The organism is Inquilinus sp. CAU 1745, from assembly GCF_039839375.1.
Taxonomy (GTDB): Bacteria; Pseudomonadota; Alphaproteobacteria; order DSM-16000; family Inquilinaceae; genus JBDOQU01.
Window position 1 is genome coordinate 335857 of sequence record NZ_JBDOQU010000002.1, and the last position, 20982, is coordinate 356838.

Sequence of the window (20982 nt, forward strand, 5' to 3'; positions counted from 1 at the left end):
GACTCTCGCCATGTTCAGTCTCGTCCTCCAGAAAAGTTCAACGGGACACCAGGCGCGGCTCCTAACGCTGCGCAGCCGTCGGGGATGTCACTTCAGGAGCCGAAGGACATCCCGGATCGCGCTCAGGGCATCGTCGGCCACGTTCCCGGTATTCTCGGTAGATATCGCCTCGGGCGACACCCCTGCACTCCCGTCCGCGGGACCACTGACGGCATAGAAACCCTGGCGATCGATGTAGTCCATGGGGTCTGGGAGATCGTGGGTGCTCGCCTTCATTTCCTCGGGCAATCCCGGAAACGGATCGATTTCAGCGGTCTCTCTGAGATGAGCGATCGAAATCTCGGTCCAGCCCGCGTCATCAACGTTCGGCGTCCAGTACGCCCCGGCCATCCCCGCGACGGGATCATAGACCGCCTTCCAGACATGCGTGGGGATGACCACCCGTTCGTTGAGCGCCTGTAGATCCGCTCCGATGAACGACGCGCCGGTGACTACATAGACTTCCCCGCTCTCCAGCGCCCACGCCCGAACGGTGCGCTCGATGTCCGCCCAGATCTCCCGATTGTTCCCCGGATGCTGCGGGATGATGTTGGCCATGGAAAAGCTCTCGGACTGACTTGAAGCCGTCGGGAAGTCGGCCGCGGGCGCGAGATGGCCACGATCCCAGCCCGATCCCCGATAGTCCTCGAGTTCGCTCCGATACTCCTCCGGCAAGGCGTCCTCGGCATGGAAGCTATCGTCGCGTTCGATCTCCCAGGCCTCCAGGATCTGCTGGCGATCCAAATACTCCGCGGCGTAGAGCGGCGTCCGGGTCAGCCCGGAATGCAGGACGGCCATCTCCTCGAAACAGAGAGCATTCGTCCGTTCGGACATCCGCTCGTTCAGGAGCTCCGGCGGCGCGCCCATCGCGTATTCGTCCGGACAGGCAGCCGAAACGCCAGCAATGGTCGCAAGGGACAGAGCAAGGGCAGCCGTGGCGCTTCGGAGAAGGGAGAACATGGGCGACGCCTCTGATTCATGGGTGCCGTCACCCATATCACGGGCCAATGAATTGATCGTTGTCGGTGATCTACTACTGCTACCAGCCCGCGCTTAAAACCTCGGCACCCACCCAAATCGCGGCCGCCAGACGGCGTCGGGGATGCAATTCGATCGAACGCCGTCGAGTAACGGTCTCGCGAACTCCGCCACGCGTTCGAGGACATCGTCGAACTGTGGGAGCATGTGTTCGAAGCTGTGCTCCCCGATCCAGGTCGCCCAGATTTGGCCAACTCTGCTCGAAGCGAACTCCTGATCCAGGGCCGCTTCCCAATAGCCATCTGTTCGCAGGAGGAATTCTCCGGCATCCCTGCGGGCGAAGGTTCTCCGGATCGCCTTGACGACTTTCGCGGCGTCAAAGAAGCATCGGTTCGAAAGCGTCCAGAGATCGTAGTAGTCGCGGATCCTCGTATTGTCCGCACCGAATTCGACGATGGTCGCGAGTTTCTCGGCGACAACGGTTTCTCTGGTGCAACAGAGGATCGTCGGTGACGGGAAGTCCTGGAGCAGGCTTGGATAGACCCGCTCTTCCGGTGCAGGTGTGATTGGATGTCCAAATCCGACATCCACCTTCAGCCGCACCCGCGCCGGTCCGATATGAGATCGCAACAGAACCCGGTCACCAGCGACCCGGCTTCCAACGAGCGGTGTCGTCCTGAGAGTTTCAAGATCGAAGACGACGCCGTCCTGTTTCTCTACTGGGAGAGCCACAATGTCGGCGATAATCCCCAACATGCTCCCGGCGTCAGCGTCATCCAGGCCCTCGAGATCGATGTCGTTCGTCGACCGTAGCCAGTCCCCATGCCAGGGGATGAAGACAAGGGAACCCTTAAGCGCGAACCTTCTGGCGTACTTCGATCGTGACAGGCGCCGTAGAAAGCCGTCCATAACCCAGCGGCACAGGTAGATTTCCGAACTGACGCCACGTTCCCTGGCCTGCTTCTTAAGACTTCCTCCAATCGCTCCGATGCTGTTTCGCATGACCGGCCTCCAGATAGGGGATTGTGCTGACGTAGGGACGGAGTCTCTGTCCGACGCCTATTCTGTCCGCGATCACGCGGACCTCCCCCGCCGAACCGCCATTCGCTGCATAATCGCGAAGGCACTCCAGCGCCCGATCTTCTCCCACCGTTTTCATCATGCGCAGCATGTCGACCACCGTTCTCGCGGGCGTGGTCATACGCACGGGGACTCCGTGAATAACCCGCTCTTCGACACCGACGTCAAAAGAGGGTGCGCCACGCCAACGAACGGCTCGAATGGGCGGCCAATCGAGTTTTGGGGGACGACGGTTGTTCGGGATGCCCACCCAGATCTGGCGCGGCGTGACATCAGTGATCTCGTGGAAATCAGCCGCTGAGAACAGGCAGATCACGCCATCGGGAACCCTCGCGCTCACTTCCGCCAGAATAGCCCCATGCTCGTCGTAAGCGCCCGCCCTTCGATAGACACCCCGGGACAAGGCCTCGACCGTCCCGGCGGCGACGGCGCGCCTGACCGTCTGCGCGGCGATCCCCTCTGCGAGCAGATCCTTCATCCGCCACATTGAACCGTCCGCGAGCAACATCCCAAGCCTCCTCGGCTGAGACAACGTTCGCCTCCAGTTTCAGACTGTTATACGATGCATGTCAATATGCTTGACTACATGCATTATGTGATATCGCGGTGTGGCGCGCAATCGGTGTTAGTGTTGACAGGATTTCGCGATTATCCCGGCCAGGGATATCTCGTTTGATGTCTTCGGGTGAGACCCTGCTGATTTGCAGAACTGTACCGCGAGCGAAGTTTCCAAGGACGTCGGGCTTCGGGCGCTCGATATAGCCTCGGTGACATACCCTCGGGGGATACGCAACTGCCCGGTGTGGCCGCGTCAAATTCCACCGGGCCGAAGCCTCCGGAAACATTTCGCCATAGTAGGATTCGGCATTGCGTCTGACTTCTCATCGATTTGACGCGAGCGATGATCCGGGCCAAGATGCAGCAGTTCCTAAGGGGCAGCAGCCCTGAAGCCGCATACGGAAAGGTGATCAAATGTCTCTGATCGACGGAACAACCGGCCTCTAAATCGTGAGCATCTGTTTCCATATCTTCCATTGGGATATGGCTTCTAGGGGTTCAACCTGACCATCGAACGCTACCGACCAGCGTCGAGATCCAGAATCCTGGTGCGGACGATCAATGGCCGATCACCTGGGAGAGAAACGTCCGGGTCCGCTCGGATCGCGGTGAGGTGAAAAACTGCTCGGGCACATCGGACTCGACGATCTCGCCGCAATCCATGAAAACCACGCGATCGGCGACGGTGCGCGCGAAGCCCATCTCATGGGTTACGACGACCATCGTCATGCCGTCTCCAGCCAACTCGACCATGACGTCGAGCACCTCCTTGATCATCTCCGGGTCGAGCGCCGACGTCGGCTCATCGAACAGCATGATCCGAGGGCTCATGCACAGCGCCCGCGCGATCGCGACCCGCTGCTGCTGGCCGCCCGAAAGCTGGCCTGGATGCTTGTGGGCCTGGTCGGTGATGCGGACCCGCTCGAGCAGGCCCAGGGCCCGGGCTTTCGCATCCGCGCGCGACAGGCCCCGTATCTGCATCGGCGCCAGCATGCAGTTCTCGATCACGGTCAAATGCGGAAACAGATTGAACTGCTGAAAGACCATCCCGACTTCGCTGCGCACCTGGTCAACGCCGCGCATGTCGTCGCCAAGTTCGAGGCCATTCACAAGGATACGTCCGGTCTGATGCTCTTCCAGGCGGTTGATGCACCTGATCAGCGTCGACTTGCCTGAGCCGGACGGTCCGCAGATCACAATCCGCTCGCCCTCGGCAACGTTGAAATCGACATCCCTCAGGACCTGGAAATCCCCAAACCACTTCGAGACGGACGAAAGTTCGATCGCATTGATCATAGCTGTCACTTCGCAGAGGTCGAATTCAGGGAAAAGCGCTGCTCGAGATAGCGGCTGTACCGCGAGACCGAGTAGCAGATGACGAAATAAATTGACGCCACGAACACATAGGACTCGGCAAAGTAGCCTGCCCAGGCGGGATCCGTCGTCGCCACCTTTGCCGCGTTGAACAGGTCGAACAGTCCAATCACCAGCACGAGCGCGGTGTTTTTGATCATCACGATAAAGGTGCTGGTGAGCGGCGGAATGGCGACCCTCAGCGCCTGCGGCAGGACGATGAACCTCACGGTCCGCCAGTAGCCGAGTCCGAGGGCGGCCGCAGCCTCGTACTGGCCCTTCGGTATTGCCTGGAGTCCACCCCGCACGACTTCAGCAAGGTAGGCGGCCGCGAACAGCGTCAGCGCGAGCAACGCGCGAAGCAGCTTATCGACGGTGAACCCTGCGGGAAACACGATGGGCACGATGATCAATGCCATGAACAGCAAGCTGACCAGCGGAACGCCGCGGACGATCTCGATCAGCACGGTGCATGCGGCGCGTATCACCGGGAGGTTGGACCGCCTCCCGAGGGCGAGAAGGACGGAGACGGGAAACGCGACCGCAAGCGACACGACGGCAAGCAGGAAAGTCAGGGGCAAGCCACCCCATAACCTGTGCGGCACATAGCTCAGCCCGAGGGCGCCGCCCCACATGAGAAGCGCCGAGATCCCGAGACTGGCCACCCATACCAGCAGGAGCCGCGGACGCCACCAGCGAGGATTGGCGCTGGCTACAAGCGCGCCGAGGACGATTGCCATTGCCGCCAGCGGCCGCCATTGCTCGGCAGACGGATACGTGCCGAACAGGATGAAGCGGAACTTCGCCTGGATGAACGACCAGCACGCGCCCGATGCTGCTCGGCAGGCCTCCGGCCCGGTGGACCAGGTGGCGTCGGCCACGCCCCAGTCAAAAAAGGCGGCCGAGAGCGAGATCAGCGTGAAGGCGGCGAGAACGGTGATCGCGGCATCGAGGGCGCTGCCGAAGAGCTCGCGCCGAATGCGATCCACGCGTCTCCTGAGACCTGGGGGTGTGGAGGACTGTATCCCGGATGCGAGGCTCATTCGGCTCTAGCGCTCCTTGATCGCCACGGTGTGGTTGTACAGATTCATGAGCGCCGAGATGGTCAGATTGATCGTCAGGAACACGGCCATGACGAGGGCGACGCCCTCGATCGCCTGGTTGGTTTGGTTCATGGTCGTGTTTGCGATTGAGACGAGGTCGGGATAGCCGACGATGACTGCGAGCGAGCTGTTCTTGATCGTGTTGATGAGCTGGCTCGCCATCGGCGGAACGACGACGCGCAGGGCCTGGGGCAGCACGATCAGCCGGAGGATATGGCTACGCGACAATCCCAGGGCAGCGCCCGCCTCCCACTGCCCCTTGGGCACGGCTTGAATACCACTGCGTACGATTTCAGCAATGAACGCCGCCGTATAGAGCGTCAGGCCGACGATGAGCGCCGCAAATTCGGGCGACAGCACGATACCGCCGCGGAAATTGAGCCCGCGCAGTTCTGGCACGGTCACGTCCATACCACCGGCCGCGGCAACGATCGCGCCCAGAAATGACAGTGCTGCCACGATTAAAAGGCCACGGCGAGCCCTCGGAACCATAATTCCGGCCACTATTGCGGCGATGGCCGCAGCGCAGCCTACGGCGATGATGGTGGAGGCGCCGCTGGTTATGTCGAGACCCGGCAGGTACAGACCGCGGTTGCTCAGGAATACCCCGGGCAGTGGTGCCAGCGCCTGCCGGATCGACGGCAGAAGAATGGTGAAGACGCCGTACCAGAAGAGCAGTTGCACCACCAACGGCACGTTGCGCATCACTTCGACGTACCACGCTGCCGGGCCGGAAACCGTCCAGTTCCGCGCAATACGCGCGATGCCGATCATCGTGCCGAGCGCCGTCGCCAGAATGATCGAGAGGAACGAGGCCCAGAGCGTGTTGAGAATTCCGACGGCGAGCGCGCGTAGATAAGTGTCCGTCGGCGCATACGCGATGATGGTCTCCGAGATGCCGAAGCCCGCCTCCCTGAAGAGGAAGCCGAAGCCTGTCGTGATCCGCCTTGCCGACAGGTTCGACATGGCGTTCGAGACGAGCATCCAGGCGATGCCGATGATGGTTGCGAGCATCAGAGCCTGCCACAGCGTGGCTCGAATGCGACGGTTGTTCAGCATGGAGATGATTTCCGTACGTGGTGCGGGGGCACAGTGACGTGCCCCCGCATCGGCTCACTCACTTGAACGGCATCGGGTACATCAGGCCGCCATCGCGCCAGAGAGCGTTCAGGCCCCGGTCGAGTTGCAGCGGCGAGCCTTGGCCGAGATTGCGCTCGAAGATCTCGGCATAATTGCCGACCTGCTTGATGATGTTGTAGGCCCACTTCTCGTCGAGACCGAGAGCCTGCCCATTGCCGGGCGTCACGCCAAGGAGCCGCTGCACCGCAGGATTGTCGCTCGACAGCATCTCGTCCACGTTGGCCTGGGTAATGCCCAGGTTCTCGGCTTCAACCAACGCGAAGACCGTCCAGCGGACGATATCGAACCACGCGCTGTCGTTCTGGCGGACGGCAGGCGTCAACGGTTCCCGCGAGATAACGTCCGACAGGATCACATGATCTTCCGGGTTCGCCGCGAGGGTGGCCCGGGTAGCAGCGACGGCCGCTCGGTCGGAGGTGTACGAGTCGCAGCGACCATTGAGATAGGCCTCGCGGGCCTCATTGGTGCTGCTGAAGACGAGCGGGTTGTATGTCAGGCCGTTGGCGCGGAACCAGTCAGCGAGATTCCGCTCGAGCGTGGTACCCGCCGATACGCAGATGGTGCCACCGTCCAGTTCCTCGACACTCGTCACGCCGAGTTCCTTCCGGACGATAAAGCCCTGGCCGTCGTAGTATGTCGGCGTGGCGAAATCGAGCCCGGCTCCGGCATCGCGCTGCAACGTCCAGGTGGTGGTGCGCGAGAGCACGTCGATCTCGCCGGATTGGAGCGCGAGCAGGCGCTGTTGGGACGTGAGCGGGGTGAACCGGACCTTATCCGCGTCACCAAGCACGGCTGCCGCCAGGGCTTTGCAGAAGTCGACGTCGAACCCCGTCCACTTCCCCTGATCGTCGGGCAGCGAGAATCCCGCAACGCCCGTGCTGGCGCCACACTGGATGTAGTCCTTGTCGCGGATTCCCGCGAGCGTTCCGCCCGCCTGCTGCTCCTGCGCGAAAGCCGCCGCCGCGGTCAAGGCGCCGAATGCAACCGCGAGCCCCAGCCCAACCCTTCGAATTCCTGTTGCCATGATTACCCTCCCTAAGTGAACTTATTATCAAGAAACCTCGGCGATGTTCGCCTCGGTGATGGTCGCGAGACCACGCTCCAGGTCCGCGATGAGGTCATCGGGATGCTCCAGCCCGATGCTCAGACGCACGAGTTGGCCGTCCGCTGTCCAAGGCTGGACGGTCCGGATGCCCCGCGGGTCGGACGGCGCGACCAAGCTGTGAAGGCCGCCCCAACTCGCGCCGATCCGGAAGAACCGCAATCCTTCGATGGCGGCGGCGACGGCGTCGGCCGACGCCGGGCGGAGCAGCACAGAAAACACGCCGCTCGCGCCCGTGAAATCACGGCGCCACAGGGCATAGCCAGGATCGCTTGCAAGCGCGGGATAGAGCACCCGCTCGACGGCCGGATGCTCCGACAGCCAGGTCGCGATTTGCAACGCGCTCTCCGACTGCCGGGCGAGGCGTGCAGACAAGGTGCCAAGGCCGCGCAACGCCAGCCAGCAATCGTCAGGCGATACCCCGAGGCCAAGATTCCGGCTCGTATCCTTCAGCTTGCGAAAGATGGTTTCGTCCGCTGCCGTGACGACTCCCAGGATCAGGTCGGCATGCCCGCCGATGTGCTTTGAGACAGCCTGCACAGAGAGGTCGGCGCCGAGCGTCAACGGCTTGTGAAAAAGCGGTGATGCCCAGGTGTTGTCGACCGCCACAGTGACGCCACGGGCACGTGCGGCGGCCGCGATTGCAGGAAGATCCTGGATCTCCATCGTCATTGACCCAGGTGACTCGACCCAGATGAGCCGGGTTTCCGGACGAATTAAGTCGGCGACACACCCGGTCTCGTTCGGATCGTAATAGGTGGTCTCTATGCCCAGACCTGACAGCAGCCCCCCACAAACATTGCGAGCTGGGGAGTAGACCGTGTCGGGCACGAGGACATGGTCGCCCGATTCCAGAAACGCCAGGTTGACCAGCGTAATCGCCGAAAGGCCGGACGGCACGGCAACGGCACGCACTCCCTCCTCGAGGTCGGCGATGCGGGCCTCGAGCTCCCGAGAGGCCGGGTGGCCATAGAGCGCATACGAGTACCCGTCATAGAATTGCTGATGGCGATCCAAGAAGGACTGCACTGTCGGGAAAACAATCGTCGATGCGCGATGCACCGGAGCAGTCAGGGTCGGAAAGTCCGCATGAGGTCGCGCGTCCCCGTGGATCAGTCTGGTTTCTTCGCGCACCGCCTCTGTTCCCCTTCGTTTGGTTCGAGGCGGCATTGGAACGCATCGCGTTCTGATATTCCAATATGTTCTAACTCGTAAGTTATGCAAAAATGTTATAAAACTGACCTTGAGCTTTCGGGAGAATGGATTTTTGAACTTTCGCCAGATCGAGGCTTTCCAGGCGGTGATGGCCTGCAACACCGTCACCCGTGCCGCCGAGGTGCTACGGGTCTCTCAGCCCGCAGTGAGTCGTTTGCTCGACCAGTTGGAGCGGTCGACGAAGCTCAAGCTGTTTGAGAGAAATCGTGGCCGGATCCGAGCGACCCCTGAGGGACGCTCGTTCTACGAGGAGGTTCAGAAGGCTTTCACCGGGCTCGAACGCCTTCGCTTTGCCGCCGAGAATATCCGCAGCTTCAGCGCGGGCACGCTGCGCGTGGCGAGCCTTCCCGTGCTCGGCCATGCCTTTATGCCGTCGGTCATCGGTCGGTTCAATGCACGGCATCCGGCGGTCACTGTTCTCCTCCATATCCGCAGTTCCGAGGCGGTGAAGGCGCTGGTTGCGTCGGGCCAGTTCGACGTCGGCTTCGCCGCAGACGAAATCGACCGAGCAGGCGTGGTCTCCGAGGTCTTCACGACGCCCGATGCCGTATGCATCCTGCCCAAGGGTCACCGTCTCGAGAACTTGCCGGTTATTGGCCCGGCCGATCTGCATGACGAGCGGTTCGTTTCTCTGGCGTTGGAGGATGCGGCCCGTGCCCGGATCGACCGGGTTTTCGAGGAGGCAGGCGTACGACGGCGGATCATCGTCGAAACGCAATACTCGCTGACGATCTGCAACTTGGTCCGTAGCCGGGTCGGGGTCGGCATCGTGAACCCGTTCTCGCTTCAGGGCCTCGACCTCGAGGGCATAGACGTCAAACCGTTCAAGCCCAGGATTCAGTTCAAGACGCTGCTGATCACACCGCCGCACGCCCCCAAATCGAAGCTGCTGGAAAGCTTCCTGTCTGAGGCGACAGGCGACCTACTTAGCGTCGTTGGGGAGCGGACGCTCTCCTTGCGAGACACGATATCCGGCGCTGAGACATGAGAGATTGATCAGGATCTCAAGCAACGCTCAGTGATGGCCATGGTGGGCGTGGACGACGGCGGCTCTTGCCATGGGCGATGTGCTGCCGGTTTATTGAATCTCGTCCGCAGCAGGTTCGTGTTGGCCCACAAGCGCATCGCGGATGCGAAATTCTCACGGAACAGGCCTTCTGGAGCGACTGTTAAAACCGGCGTAAGCAATCTGGAGGACGTCGCCCAGGATCCGAGGACGTCGCCCAGGATCCGAGGACGTCCGGAGAAAAATCTAAGACAACGGCTGGACCAGCTGGGTCACCGGCGACCGGACCCGGCCTGTCAGCGTCCATCTGCACCACTGGCGACGAGAGGGCGGGCATCAGCGCGTGATGAGCGCCGCCCAGTGTGAAACAGCCTCCAGACTGACCACCACCATAATGATCGGGAGCGCTGCGATGATGGATCATGGAGGCGGCGGGCACGGTGGGCATATGCCCATTTCCGGCGATCGGCGGGCCCTGGTAATCTCCGGCTGGCTGACCGGTACCTACTTCATTGTCGAATTTGCTATCGGCTTGTGGACCGGCTCGGTCGCGGTCACATCGGATGCCTTCCACACCTTCTCCGCGGTCGGCGGCATCCTGATCGCACTCGTCGCCCAGAGGCTCAGTGAGCGCCGCGCGACACCTACTCAGACCTTTGGCTGGCCCCGGGCCGAGATCCTCGGCGCCTTGTTCAACGGCCTCTTCCTCGTCGGCATGGCCGGTTATGTCCTGTGGATGGGTGCCATGCGGCTCATGGATCCGATCGAACTGGCAACCGGCCCCATGCTGTTGGCTGCCGCCGGTGGCATCGCGACCGAACTGGTGGCTCTATGGCTTCTCTACCGACGTCAGAAAGGCAACCTGAACATGCAGGGCGCCTTCTGGCACATCGTGCAGACCTTCGTCGGTAGCTTCATCATCATCGTCTCAGCGCTGGTTATCCGCTTTACCGGCTTCCTGCCCATCGATCCGCTACTCGGCATGGCCTTCGGGCTGGTGCTGTTCTGGGCCTCCTGGCGCATTCTGCGCGATGCCTTGCACATCCTTCTGCAAGGCACGCCCGAGGATCTCGATCTGAACGCTGCGATCCGCGCGATCCGCGACATCGACGGTGTGACCAATGTTCATCATGTGCATGCCTGGAGCCTCACCTCCGGCCGGAATGTCTTCTCGAGCCACGTCTGCGTGTGCGACTTCTCGCGTGACGGCGAGCGCGTCCAACGGGCAATCCACGATCTCCTGAAGGGACAGTTCAACATCTACTTCTCAACCATTCAGGTCGAGGAGAAGTGTCTTGAGGGTGAGGAAGGCGCCGAGGCGATCGACATCATGCAAACGCAATCGGTTCGACACCAGGATTGAAGTTCCGCGCTTTCATCAGCGAGGCGCAGGCAGATTGGCGGCGGAACCAGACCGCCGTCAGGGGTTTCCCAGGAGATATTATGCAGCTCGCCAAATGGCCGTCCGTTCACAAGCACGAGGCGCTGTTCAGGGCTCCGTCACTATCTTGGATGACAAGGTCTTACTTGTCCGAGACAGCCGAGTCCCGCATACGTTCACGCGGCCACCTCCGTGCTATGACTAGGTCCCTTCACGCACGCCGCTCCTGGGTTCTCCAGATCGCGCAGAATCGGGCAGTTCGGCCGGTGATCGCCGTGGCAGGCGTCGGCGAGTTCCTGGAGCGTGTCGCTTATCGCCCGCATCTCGGCGATCTTGGTCTCCAATTCGGTCACGTGTTTCAGAGCAATTGCCTTCACTTCCGCGCTCGACCGGTTCCTGTCCCGCCACAGGCCGACGAGTTGCTCAATGCGCTCGATGCTGAAGCCGAGCGTCCGCGCCCGCTTGACGAACCGCAGAATATTCACGTCTTCGGTCGTGTAGACCCGGTATCCGGAAGCGGTGCGGTCCGCTTCCGGAATGAGCCCGATGCTTTCGTAGTAGCGGATGAGCTTGGCGTTGATGCCGGATGCCTTCGCCGCCTGTCCGATGTTCATGCCTTCCTCCTTACCTGATTGCGGGCTTCCAACCCCGGAGCGTCAGCGCGTTGACGATCACGCTGACGGAGCTCAGCGCCATGGCGGCCCCGGCCAGCACCGGGCTTAGATAGCCCAGCGCGGCGAGCGGGATGCCCACAAGGTTGTAGATGAAAGCCCAGAACAGCCCCTGCTTGATCTTCGCATAGGTGCGCCGCGACACGTCGACTGAACCGCCAACGAGCACGGGATCGCCACGCATCAAAGTGACGCCCGCTGTGTGCATCGCAACGTCCGTGCCGGTCGCCATGGCAATGCCGACGTCCGCCGCCGCGAGTGCCGGGGCGTCATTGATGCCGTCGCCGACCATGGCCACGACCTTGCCCTCACCCTTGAGGGTAGCGACCACAGCGGCCTTGTCACCCGGCAACACCTCGGCAAAGACTCGGTCGATCCCGAGTTCATTTGCAACTGCCTGAGCGGCACCGTGGCTGTCGCCGGTCACCATCACGGTCTCGATGCCGTGATGGTGTAGCTTCCGGACGGCCTCGTGGGCGCTCTGCTTTACGGTATCACCGAATGCAATTAGGCCCAGTACCCGCGCTTCCGGCGCTACCTCGGCCAGCCAGGAGACTGTCCGACCGGATTCCTCCAGTTCCGCTGCCTTGGTCTCAAGGTCGTCGCCAACAAAACCCTGCTCGACCAACAGACGCTTGGCGCCCAGCTGAATTGACCGGCCGTCGACGATGCCTGACACCCCACGCCCCGCGAGCGCCTTGAACGCATGCAGGACCCCAATAGCGATACCGTCATTCGAGGCGCGGGCACGAACGGCGCGGGCAAGCGGGTGCTCGCTGCCTGACTGGAGGGTCGCAGCGATGCGAAGCAGGTCATCCTCGCCGACTCCTAGAGCCGGGACAATGTCCGTGACCCTTGGCTTGCCTTCCGTCAGGGTGCCAGTCTTGTCGAAGGCGACCGCGGTCACGGCATGTGCCCGCTCCAGCGCCTCAGCGTCCTTGATCAAGATGCCGTGCCGTGCCGCCGCGCCGGTGCCGACCATGATCGCCGTCGGTGTCGCCAAGCCGAGAGCGCAGGGGCAGGCAATGACCAGGACCGAGACCGCGGTGATGATCGCCGCTTCGATGTCGCCGGTGACCCCCCACCATACACCGAAGGTCGCCAACGCGACGACCAGAACGATCGGCACGAAGATCGCGCTCACCTGGTCGACCGTGCGCTGAATCGGCGCCTTCGACGCCTGCGCACCCTCGACCAAGCGCACGATCTTCGAGAGCATCGTCTCGGTGCCGACAGCCGTCGTTTCGACTGCCAGGAGGCCGTCGACGTTGATAGAGCCGCCAGTCACCTTATGTCCAAGAGCCTTCTCAACCGGCAGGGGTTCGCCCGTCAGCATGCTCTCGTCGACGCTGCTTGCGCCTTCGACGACACGGCCGTCGACCGGAATACGCTCGCCGGGACGGACCACGACGACATCGCCGACCCGCACCTGCGCGACCGGCACCTCGATCTCTGCTCCGTCCCTCCGGACGCTTGCCTTGTCCGGCCTCAGGCCCATCAGCGCCCGTATGGCCGCAGTTGTCTGGCCCTTGGCGCGTCCCTCGAGCCACTTGCCGAGCAGAACGAAGGTGATCAGCACCGCCGAAGCTTCGAAATAGAGGTGCGGCATGGTCCCGAAATGTGCGGTCAGCAGTAGGTAGACGCTGAGGCCCCACGCCGCCGAGGTGCCGAGCGCCACCAGCAGATCCATGTTGCCGGTTCCAGCACGCACCGCCTTCCAGGCTGCCTTGTAGAAGCGCCAGCCAAGCCAGAACTGCACGGGCGTGGCGAGCGCGAATTGGACCCAACCCGGCACCATCATGCCGATGCCGAGCAGGTCGCCGACCATACCGAGGACCAGCGGCAGCGACAGCGTGGCGGCGATCAACACATGGGAAAGCTCGCGGCGGCTGCGGTCGTTCGCCTGGTCCGGGACGGCGCTGGTCGCCTGGTCCTCGTTGATAGGGGTACCCCGATAACCGGCCCGCTCGATGGCGGCCATGATATCGTCAGGCTCGATCGCATGGCCGATGATGTGGGCGCGTTCGGTGGCGAGATTAACGGTCGCTTCCGTCACGCCAGGCACCGTATTCAGCGCCTCTTCGATCCGGCCGACACAGGACGCGCAGGTCATGCCCTCGACCCGCAGGTCGAACTCCGCCTTCGCGGACTCGTAGCCCGCACGCTCAATGGCGTCGATGACTTCTTGCACGTTCAGAGCGGACTCAACAAAGGCGACGCGCGCCTTCTCGGTTGCGAGATTCACGGATACGCCCGTCACGCCGGGAACGGCGACGATAGCCTTCTCGACCCGGCGCACGCATGAAGCGCAGGTCATCCCGATAATGCCGATGTCGATCTCGGATGCAGCCTCTTCCTGCGGCGTAGTACGTTCATATGCAGCGGCGGTGGCCATCATTGGCTCCTGTTGTCCTGTGCTGCCAAGACAGATAGGAGTTCCAATGATTGGAAGGTCAAGCGGTTTCGACAGTGCGCCCCCGGAACTGAACGGGCGGCAGGATGCCGAAGCACCTTGCCGCCCGTTCGATCATCGCGGTTGCTTATCCGGCGGACCGGGTGTCAGCTCAAGGCTCGTTGGATCACCTGCACATGCAGCCGGTAACTGCGTGTTGAGGCGTCTCGGCCCCAAATCCCAACGCGACGATGGCTTCGCAGATCACCTGCTCGTCGGCGTGGCCGACAACACGGACTTCGCGTGCCGGAACATCGACGTCAACGGTCTCAACTCCGGCGACCGCATTCACAGCGTTGATGACCTCGACGCGCAGCCACCGCACGTCATGTCGGGAACCTTGAACAACATAGCTGTAATCCTCTTTTGGTAGACGCGATGGTTAGACGCTCGGACATCCAGCCGCTGTAAGGTCAAGCACCTTCCTTTGTCTCGCATGGCTAAACCGGTCGATCCAGCCGTCATCAAGGCCGCCGCGACTACGTCTCCGGCATGCTCATGCACCACAAGGGCGCGCTCACAATGTCGCACGGCACCTTGGCCGACCCACCCGACGCGTCGGGTCACGGAGTCGGAAGACGTTGCTCGACCCCATAACCAGCGCCTCTAATTGCGTCCCGGATCGCTTGGTCCCGATCGGAATCACCCTCAACGGTGACCTCGCCTTTGGTGAGATCGACGATGGCTCTCTCCACAGACGGCAGGGCCTCGACCGCCCGCGTCACGGTTTGGGCGCAATGCCCAGACGTCATCCCGGAAATCCTGTATTTCAGCATCCTCGATCTCCTCGCGCTCTATAAAACTTGACCTTCCAGGATCCTGCCGCTGGAAGGCCAAGCGTTATGGTCATGAGCAAAGCGAGGCTGTTCGCGGTGTGATGCCCTCCCCCCATTTTGGGATATGACAGGCGCGCGGACAGACTTGCCCGGCCGCCTGTTGCTCGGCTATGCCGCCATCTGGCGACAGCTTTCGGCGCAGCGGCGGCACATATCGGCACAGCGCTTCATCTGCTGATCGTCGCCCATGCTTTCGCAGTCCTTCGCGCAGGCCTCGCAGATTTCGGCGCAGACCCGGCAGGTCGACTTATGCAGGTTCGAATTCCGAAGCATGAAGTTCGCGGAAGTCTGGCAGATCTCGGCGCAGTCAAGCAGTAGCCCTATGTGGCTCGCTTCAGCGTGCTTGCCGCCCTGCTGGAGGCAAGACGCGGCGGTTTCCAGGCACACGCTGTGGCATTCGAGGCAGTTCTGGATGCATTGCCGCATGTCCATGGTGATCTCCTTTCCGATGTTGGGGTTCAACCGGATAACATTGGCACTCACAGGACGTTCCCGGCACCGCTGCCGTTGAAACAATTTGTAATGCTTCAGATTCTTGCACGAGCGTGCCCGCCCGCATGGCCGCGACGTTGTACTCCCTACCGTATCGAGGCATCTCGGAACCGCGAGACCGGCGGATGTCGTGCTGGAGAACCGTCGTAATGGAGGGCTAAGGGTTAGGGCGGGAATGCTTCGGGTGGCGGGACGCTCTGCTCCGGGCGCCCTCACTCTCTGGTCGACGGTGAGCAGGCGTTACATGTTAGCTTGTGCGGGAGGCTTTCACGGACCATGTTCGGGACAAAGTTGCGAGGTGTTCTGGATGCCGCGAGGCGTGGAAAGCGTGTTGTTGAGGACGGTGACTGCAGGCCTGCTCCTGTTGGCCGCGTTCCTTGCGCCGTTCGCGCCCGCAATGGCAGTGACACGCGGCTCGGAATCCGCCTCTCACTGTAGCGGGTTAGTGGAGCTGCTTGGTTCGAACCCCGCCGCTCACCACCAGGGTCACCATCAACAAATCGCGGCCACCGCGGTGGGCGGCTGCGACGATCCGGGCCAGCATGAGACCAATGACGCAACCACATGCGGCTCCGGCGCCGCATGCGTCCTGATGCACGGCGGCCTTCCCGCGGCCGACGCGCCCCAGATACCGACCCTGCCAGTGAGCGCCCCACCGGATTTCTTCACTTTATCATTGGAAGGGGTCGCCCCAGATCCGAGCTTCCGTCCCCCGCGCCTATCCGTCTGACCGGCCACCGACCAGTCCGCCACGTGCAGGACCGGTCAGTCGTGCCGAAGTCGCTCGTGCCCGGGTGGCCATCCAACGGCCACCCGGGCTGGCTCAGCTTCAGACGGACATATTGGATCATGACCATCAACTTCAGCCGTCGCCGGTTTTTGGCGACCACCGCGACCGCCGCTGCATTCGGCGGACTCGCCAGCATCCTGCCTGACCCCGCCCGCCGTGCTCTCGCAGCCGTGCCGACACGTCTTCTCGTCGAACGGCGAACCCTCGAGGTTCTCGGCAAGCCTGCCGCTGTATTCGGCATCCGTCAGCCGAATGGCGCGAGCGGCCTGTTCCTTGATCCCGGGCAGCGGTTCCTCGTCGACCTGGAGAACCGTGCGGGCGAGGACACAATCATCCACTGGCACGGCATGACACCGCCCTACGAGCAGGACGGGGTAGCCGATGCCCACCGGCCGCTCATTCCCGCGGGCGCCACACAGGCCTACGACTTCGAGCCGCGGCCCGGAACGCACTGGATGCATTCCCACCACGGGCTCCAGGAGCAACTCCTAATGGCCGCGCCGCTCGTGGTCAGGACGGCCGATGACCTTCATAGCGACGTACAGGAGGTCACGGTTCTCCTTCATGACTTCACCTTCAAGGATCCGGCGGAAGTTCTCGCCGATTTGACCAGTGGCTCAGGCATGGCCCACGGCGGTCACGGCACAACGACGCCTCAGATGGACATGGAGAACGGCGGGCACGACGGCATGGAGATGTCCAGTTCGTCCGGTGGCGACGAAGGTCATGCCATGCCGGGAATGACCCGAACGCCGAGTGGTACTGGAACGGCGATGTCGGGTGGCGTGCCGATGGACCTGAATGATGTCGAGTACGACGGTTATCTGGCGAATGATCGCACCCTCGACGATCCAGAGGTCGTTGCGGTCGAGCGCGGCGGCCGCGTGCGGCTGCGGCTCATCAATGGCGCCACGTCGACAGCATTCTGGATTGACCTCGGCACGCTCCAGGGCACTGTCGTCGCCGTTGACGGCAATCCGGTGAGGCCGGTGACCGGCCGCCGGTTCCCGATGACCATGGGTCAGCGGGTCGATATTCTGGTTCAATTGCCCGCCGGAGGTGGCGGCGCCTTCCCTATCCTGGCGCAGCGCGAGGGCGATCGCGAACGCACCGGCATCATTCTGGCGACGCCGCGAGCCAACGTCACCAAAATGGCCAACCGCGGCGAAACGATCGCCGTCCCGGCAGACCTGTCGCTTGAGCAGCGCCTCGTCGCGGTCGAGCCCCTGGCGGCGCGTCCGGCGGACGCAAGGTTCCGCATCACCCTGACCGGGTCGATGATGCCCTACGTTTGGTCGATCGACGGTCGCGTCTATGGCGAGCACCGGCCGCTCGAGGTCACCCGGGGACAACGGGTCGTCGTTGAGATGGTGAACGAGAGTCAGATGGCGCACCCAATGCACCTGCACGGCCACCACTTCCAGGTCGTCGGGCTGAATGGGCAGTCGGTGAACGGCGCCGTCCGCGATACCGTGCTCGTTCCGGTCAACGGATCGGTCTCGGTGGCCTTCGATGCCGACAATCCCGGTCGTTGGCCGCTGCATTGCCATAACCTCATGCACATGGCGACCGGCATGATGACCGAGGTCGTTTACCACGACATCCGCTGACCTAACCCGGCGCCCGCCCACTGTCGCGCGGGCGGGCGCCGCTCTTGCCTCGCCCTGTTCATTTTGCTTCATCAACAGCTTATGCCGCCGGAGATTCAGGCCCGCTACTCGGTGGCCACGCAGCAGGTCACGGAATGAGATTGGATGGGTGACCTGACCGCCCACGGCGGCCTATTCCTGACGGCGTTTCTTGCAGCGACCGTCCTGCCTGCCCAGTCGGAGTTCCTGCTCGCGGGATTGCATCTCTCAGGCGATTACGGCACGTGGACACTCGTGCTCGTCGCGACCATCGGGAACGTGCTTGGCTCAGCGGTGAACTGGAGTCTCGGGCGCTACCTCATCCGCTTCCGGGATCGTCGCTGGTTCCCGGTCAAGCCCGCGTTGGTCGAGCGGGCGACGCGCTGGTACCGCCGGTTCGGCTTCTGGTCACTGCTGCTTGCCTGGGCGCCGTTCATCGGCGACCCGTTGACGCTGGTGGCCGGGATGTTGCGCGTGAACCTTATGCTGTTCCTGGTGCTGGTGAGTGTAGGAAAGGCCGCGCGGTACGTCGCTGTGGTGATGTCGGTCTGAATGTGAGCGCTCGATCAGTTTGGATATCTCAACTCCACATCCTTGATATCCTCAATGTTGCAGCATGGGAACCAGCGTTGGCGCCGCGCAGGCGGTTCAGAATTTTGGAATGAGCCGCCCGCCATACCTGCACACCTGTTCAAAGTTAAAACTCGTCAATTCTACAGAAACGCTGATATATACGTGATGGTGCCAAGATAATTTACTATGATAAGCTCGCCGTCGATCCATAGTTACTTTCCAACCGGACGATGTTTTTGTTTGGAGACTTATAACCATGCGCTCGTGGCTCGAACACCTGGTCACTCGACGACTACTTCTTGGAACGAGCACCATTCTTGGTGGCCTTGGTGGCCTTTCGATCGCGCAGGGTAGCGGCGGACAGGCAACGGCATCGTCGCATAATCGGCATGATGTCCAGCTATCCCGGTCGGAGTCCCACGCAAGGCATGGCGGTATGGTCACCGTCGGCGAGGTCGACCACGGTCGCAATGGATTCGACCCATATGCAATGCTGGTTGACTGGGACCGCGGCAGCATCAGCGAAGCGGCGAATGGCCAGATTGTCCGCGACTACGAGATTGTTGCGGAGGACAAGGATATTGAAATCGCACCAGGCCTGATCTTTCCGGCCTGGACTTACAACGGCCGAGTGCCGGGCCCCACGCTCCGCGTTACGGAGGGGGACCGCGTGCGCATCCGCTTCCGCAACTACGGTTCACACCCGCACACGCTGCACTTTCACGGGATCCACTCCGCACGCATGGATGGCGTGCCGGGTGCAGGCGAGATCATGCCCGGCGAGGAGTTCATCTACGAGTTCGATGCCCGCCCTTATGGGTGCCATCTCTACCATTGCCATTCCGTGCCGCTGAAACGACACGTCCATAAGGGGCTCTACGGCGCCTTCATCGTTGATCCGGATCCCACCAGGCATCCCGATGCTGCGGATGCCGCGTGGTCTCGGCTGCTAGATTCGCCCGAAAACGCGATATGGCAGGAATTCGTGATGGTGATGAACGGCTTCGACACGAATTTCGACGACGAGAACGAGGTCTATGCCGTCAACTCGATCGCCCACGCCTATATGAAGAGGCCCATCCTCATCGACCGAGCGCGGCCGGTGCGGGTGTATCTCGTCAACGTCACCGAGTTCGATCCGGTCAACTCGTTGCACCTCCACGCTAACTTCTTCGACTACTACGATCACGGCACGACGCTCACGCCGACGCTCCGGACGGTGGACACGGTCATGCAGTGCCAGGGTCAGCGCGGCATCCTGGAGTTCTCCTTCAAGGATCACGAGCCAGGCATCTACATGTTTCACGCTCACCAGTCGGAGTTCGCCGAACTCGGCTGGATGAGCATGTTTGACGTGCGGGAGACGATCACATGATCGCCCGCACGGCCCTCCGGATCGCCGCGCCGGTCCTCCTGATCCTCGCGATCGTGGCCATCTTCCTGGCAAACGACCCGTTACAGCGGTTCACGGGATCGGTACCACCTGTCGAGGAACTCACGGTCGAGCGGACTATCCTCGACAGCGGCGGCATTTCGATGCTGGTTCGCGCCGGTGGATCCGAACCGATGCGGATCGCGCAGATCCAAGTCGACGGCGCCTACTGGAGCTTCACCCAAGATCCTCCGGGAACGCTGGACCGAATGGCGACGGCATGGCTGAACATCCCGTATCCATGGGTCACAGGTGAGACGCACCACATCACGATGGTCACGTCGACCGGCGTCACCTTCGACCACACCATCGACGTTGCCGTCACGACGCCCTCGATCTCGGCGAATACACTGTGGTCCTATGGTTTGGTCGGGTTCTTCGTGGGAGTCGTGCCGGTCGCCCTCGGCATGCTGTTCTACCCAGCCCTCCGGGTTGGCGGCATGCGAGCGTTCGCGTTCGCGCTGGCCCTCACGATTGGCCTGCTCGGGTTTCTGCTAGTCGACACGCTCGAAGAGGCGCTGAAACTTGCGGGCGAGGCGGCACCGGGTTTCCATGGCCCAGCAATGGTCTGGCTGGCGGCCGCGCTCTCATTTATCGCCCTGATGACGGCAGGACGGCGGAAGGGCGCCACGTTGGGCAGCGTGGGCCTGGCGGTCTCCATCGCCCTCGGCATCGGACTGCACAATTTAGGCGAAGGCCTCGCTATCGGCTCGGCGTTCGCCACGGGCGCCGCCTCGCTCGGTTCGTTCCTGGTGATCGGCTTTACGCTCCACAACATCACCGAAGGGATCGGCATCGTCGCGCCGCTCGTAGACCGAAAGCCCCGCTTTTCAGTGTTCATTGGCTTGGCCGCGCTGGCGGGGCTTCCCGCCGTCGCCGGTGTCTGGCTCGGGAGCTACGCCTTCTCGCCTCATTGGGCCGCGCTCGCTCTGGCGGTCGGCGCCGGAGCGATCCTTCAGGTCATCGTCGAAGTCGGCGCCCTGCTCGCCCGGCGCATGCAGTCGAACGGCGGCTCCTGGGCGTCGGTGACGACTCTGTCTGGCATTAGTGTCGGTATCGCCTTGATGTACGCGACGGCCTTTCTCGTCCAGATTTGATCCGGCGGCAGGGCCTGCTGTTGTCCGTTGATGTTCAAGCGGCTTCGAAATAGGGC

19 protein-coding genes are annotated in these 20982 nt (G+C 62.3%); 7 read left to right on the forward strand and 12 right to left on the reverse strand.

Features of this window, described 5'->3' with window-relative positions; all coding sequences use genetic code 11:
• Nucleotides 1–87 precede the first annotated feature (87 nt).
• The 8 genes from AAFN89_RS04020 to metC all read right to left on the reverse strand — a co-directional run bounded on the left by AAFN89_RS04020 (nucleotide 88) and on the right by metC (nucleotide 8487).
• On the reverse strand, nucleotides 88–999 hold the full coding sequence (locus AAFN89_RS04020; RefSeq protein WP_347536158.1) for a DNA/RNA non-specific endonuclease: 912 nt from the start codon (nucleotides 997–999) through the stop codon (nucleotides 88–90).
• A 93-nt stretch (nucleotides 1000–1092) separates the two neighbouring features.
• Entirely contained in the window at nucleotides 1093–2019 is a 927-nt protein-coding gene (locus tag AAFN89_RS04025) for a nucleotidyl transferase AbiEii/AbiGii toxin family protein (protein ID WP_347536160.1), read from the reverse strand.
• Complete coding sequence (locus AAFN89_RS04030; protein WP_347536162.1) at nucleotides 1982–2605, reverse strand: hypothetical protein; 624 nt, start codon at nucleotides 2603–2605, stop codon at nucleotides 1982–1984. Before AAFN89_RS04030 ends, AAFN89_RS04025 begins: the two co-directional genes overlap by 38 nt.
• Nucleotides 2606–3213: 608 nt before the next feature.
• A complete protein-coding gene (locus AAFN89_RS04035; protein WP_347536164.1) occupies nucleotides 3214–3951 on the reverse strand; it encodes an amino acid ABC transporter ATP-binding protein in 738 nt (245 codons plus the stop codon).
• A gap of 5 nt (nucleotides 3952–3956) precedes the next feature.
• Nucleotides 3957–4997, reverse strand: coding sequence for an amino acid ABC transporter permease (locus AAFN89_RS04040; RefSeq protein ID WP_347536166.1), 1041 nt, complete (start codon nucleotides 4995–4997; stop codon nucleotides 3957–3959).
• Between the two features lie 60 nt (nucleotides 4998–5057).
• Entirely contained in the window at nucleotides 5058–6170 is a 1113-nt protein-coding gene (locus AAFN89_RS04045) for an ABC transporter permease subunit (protein ID WP_347536168.1), read from the reverse strand.
• 58 nt (nucleotides 6171–6228) lie between these two features.
• On the reverse strand, nucleotides 6229–7275 hold the full coding sequence (locus tag AAFN89_RS04050; RefSeq protein WP_347536170.1) for an amino acid ABC transporter substrate-binding protein: 1047 nt from the start codon (nucleotides 7273–7275) through the stop codon (nucleotides 6229–6231).
• 27 nt (nucleotides 7276–7302) lie between these two features.
• The gene (gene metC, locus AAFN89_RS04055; protein WP_347536173.1) at nucleotides 7303–8487 is read right to left on the reverse strand and encodes a cystathionine beta-lyase; all 1185 of its coding nucleotides are present in this window, start codon (nucleotides 8485–8487) and stop codon (nucleotides 7303–7305) included.
• Nucleotides 8488–8620: 133 nt separating this feature from the next.
• Between metC and AAFN89_RS04060 the strand changes: the two genes are divergently transcribed.
• Nucleotides 8621–9556, forward strand: coding sequence for a LysR substrate-binding domain-containing protein (locus AAFN89_RS04060; protein ID WP_347536176.1), 936 nt, complete (start codon nucleotides 8621–8623; stop codon nucleotides 9554–9556).
• Nucleotides 9557–9986: 430 nt separating this feature from the next.
• Nucleotides 9987–10937, forward strand: a complete 951-nt coding sequence (locus AAFN89_RS04065; protein ID WP_347536178.1) for a cation diffusion facilitator family transporter — start codon at nucleotides 9987–9989, stop codon at nucleotides 10935–10937.
• A 194-nt stretch (nucleotides 10938–11131) separates the two neighbouring features.
• Here the strand turns inward: AAFN89_RS04065 and cueR are convergent, their stop codons facing one another.
• The 3 genes from cueR to AAFN89_RS04080 all read right to left on the reverse strand — a co-directional run bounded on the left by cueR (nucleotide 11132) and on the right by AAFN89_RS04080 (nucleotide 14803).
• Complete coding sequence (gene cueR, locus AAFN89_RS04070) at nucleotides 11132–11569, reverse strand: Cu(I)-responsive transcriptional regulator (protein ID WP_347536180.1); 438 nt, start codon at nucleotides 11567–11569, stop codon at nucleotides 11132–11134.
• Nucleotides 11570–11579: 10 nt separating this feature from the next.
• Nucleotides 11580–14024 (reverse strand): heavy metal translocating P-type ATPase, encoded by a 2445-nt coding sequence (locus AAFN89_RS04075; protein ID WP_347536182.1) that lies wholly within the window; start codon nucleotides 14022–14024, stop codon nucleotides 11580–11582.
• Nucleotides 14025–14641: 617 nt separating this feature from the next.
• A complete protein-coding gene (locus AAFN89_RS04080; RefSeq protein ID WP_347536353.1) occupies nucleotides 14642–14803 on the reverse strand; it encodes a heavy metal-associated domain-containing protein in 162 nt (53 codons plus the stop codon).
• Here AAFN89_RS04080 and AAFN89_RS04085 point away from each other — a divergent pair.
• Nucleotides 14760–14885, forward strand: a complete 126-nt coding sequence (locus AAFN89_RS04085) for a hypothetical protein (protein WP_347536360.1) — start codon at nucleotides 14760–14762, stop codon at nucleotides 14883–14885. The genes AAFN89_RS04080 and AAFN89_RS04085 overlap by 44 nt on opposite strands.
• A gap of 137 nt (nucleotides 14886–15022) precedes the next feature.
• Here AAFN89_RS04085 and AAFN89_RS04090 read toward each other — a convergent pair whose 3' ends face one another.
• Nucleotides 15023–15346 carry a four-helix bundle copper-binding protein gene (locus AAFN89_RS04090; RefSeq protein ID WP_347536184.1) on the reverse strand — a complete coding sequence of 108 codons (324 nt, stop codon included), beginning with the start codon at nucleotides 15344–15346 and terminating at the stop codon, nucleotides 15023–15025.
• A gap of 909 nt (nucleotides 15347–16255) precedes the next feature.
• Here AAFN89_RS04090 and AAFN89_RS04095 point away from each other — a divergent pair.
• From AAFN89_RS04095 to AAFN89_RS04110, 4 genes are all read left to right on the forward strand, one after another.
• Nucleotides 16256–17806 carry a multicopper oxidase domain-containing protein gene (locus AAFN89_RS04095; RefSeq protein ID WP_347536186.1) on the forward strand — a complete coding sequence of 517 codons (1551 nt, stop codon included), beginning with the start codon at nucleotides 16256–16258 and terminating at the stop codon, nucleotides 17804–17806.
• Nucleotides 17807–17950: 144 nt separating this feature from the next.
• Nucleotides 17951–18376: a YqaA family protein gene (locus AAFN89_RS04100; RefSeq protein ID WP_347536188.1), complete on the forward strand. Its 426-nt coding sequence runs from the start codon at nucleotides 17951–17953 to the stop codon at nucleotides 18374–18376.
• Nucleotides 18377–18653: 277 nt separating this feature from the next.
• Entirely contained in the window at nucleotides 18654–19772 is a 1119-nt protein-coding gene (locus AAFN89_RS04105) for a multicopper oxidase domain-containing protein (RefSeq protein WP_347536197.1), read from the forward strand.
• Nucleotides 19769–20926 carry a metal transporter gene (locus AAFN89_RS04110; protein ID WP_347536199.1) on the forward strand — a complete coding sequence of 386 codons (1158 nt, stop codon included), beginning with the start codon at nucleotides 19769–19771 and terminating at the stop codon, nucleotides 20924–20926. The genes AAFN89_RS04105 and AAFN89_RS04110 overlap by 4 nt, the downstream gene beginning before the upstream one ends.
• Nucleotides 20927–20982: the final 56 nt, after the last annotated feature.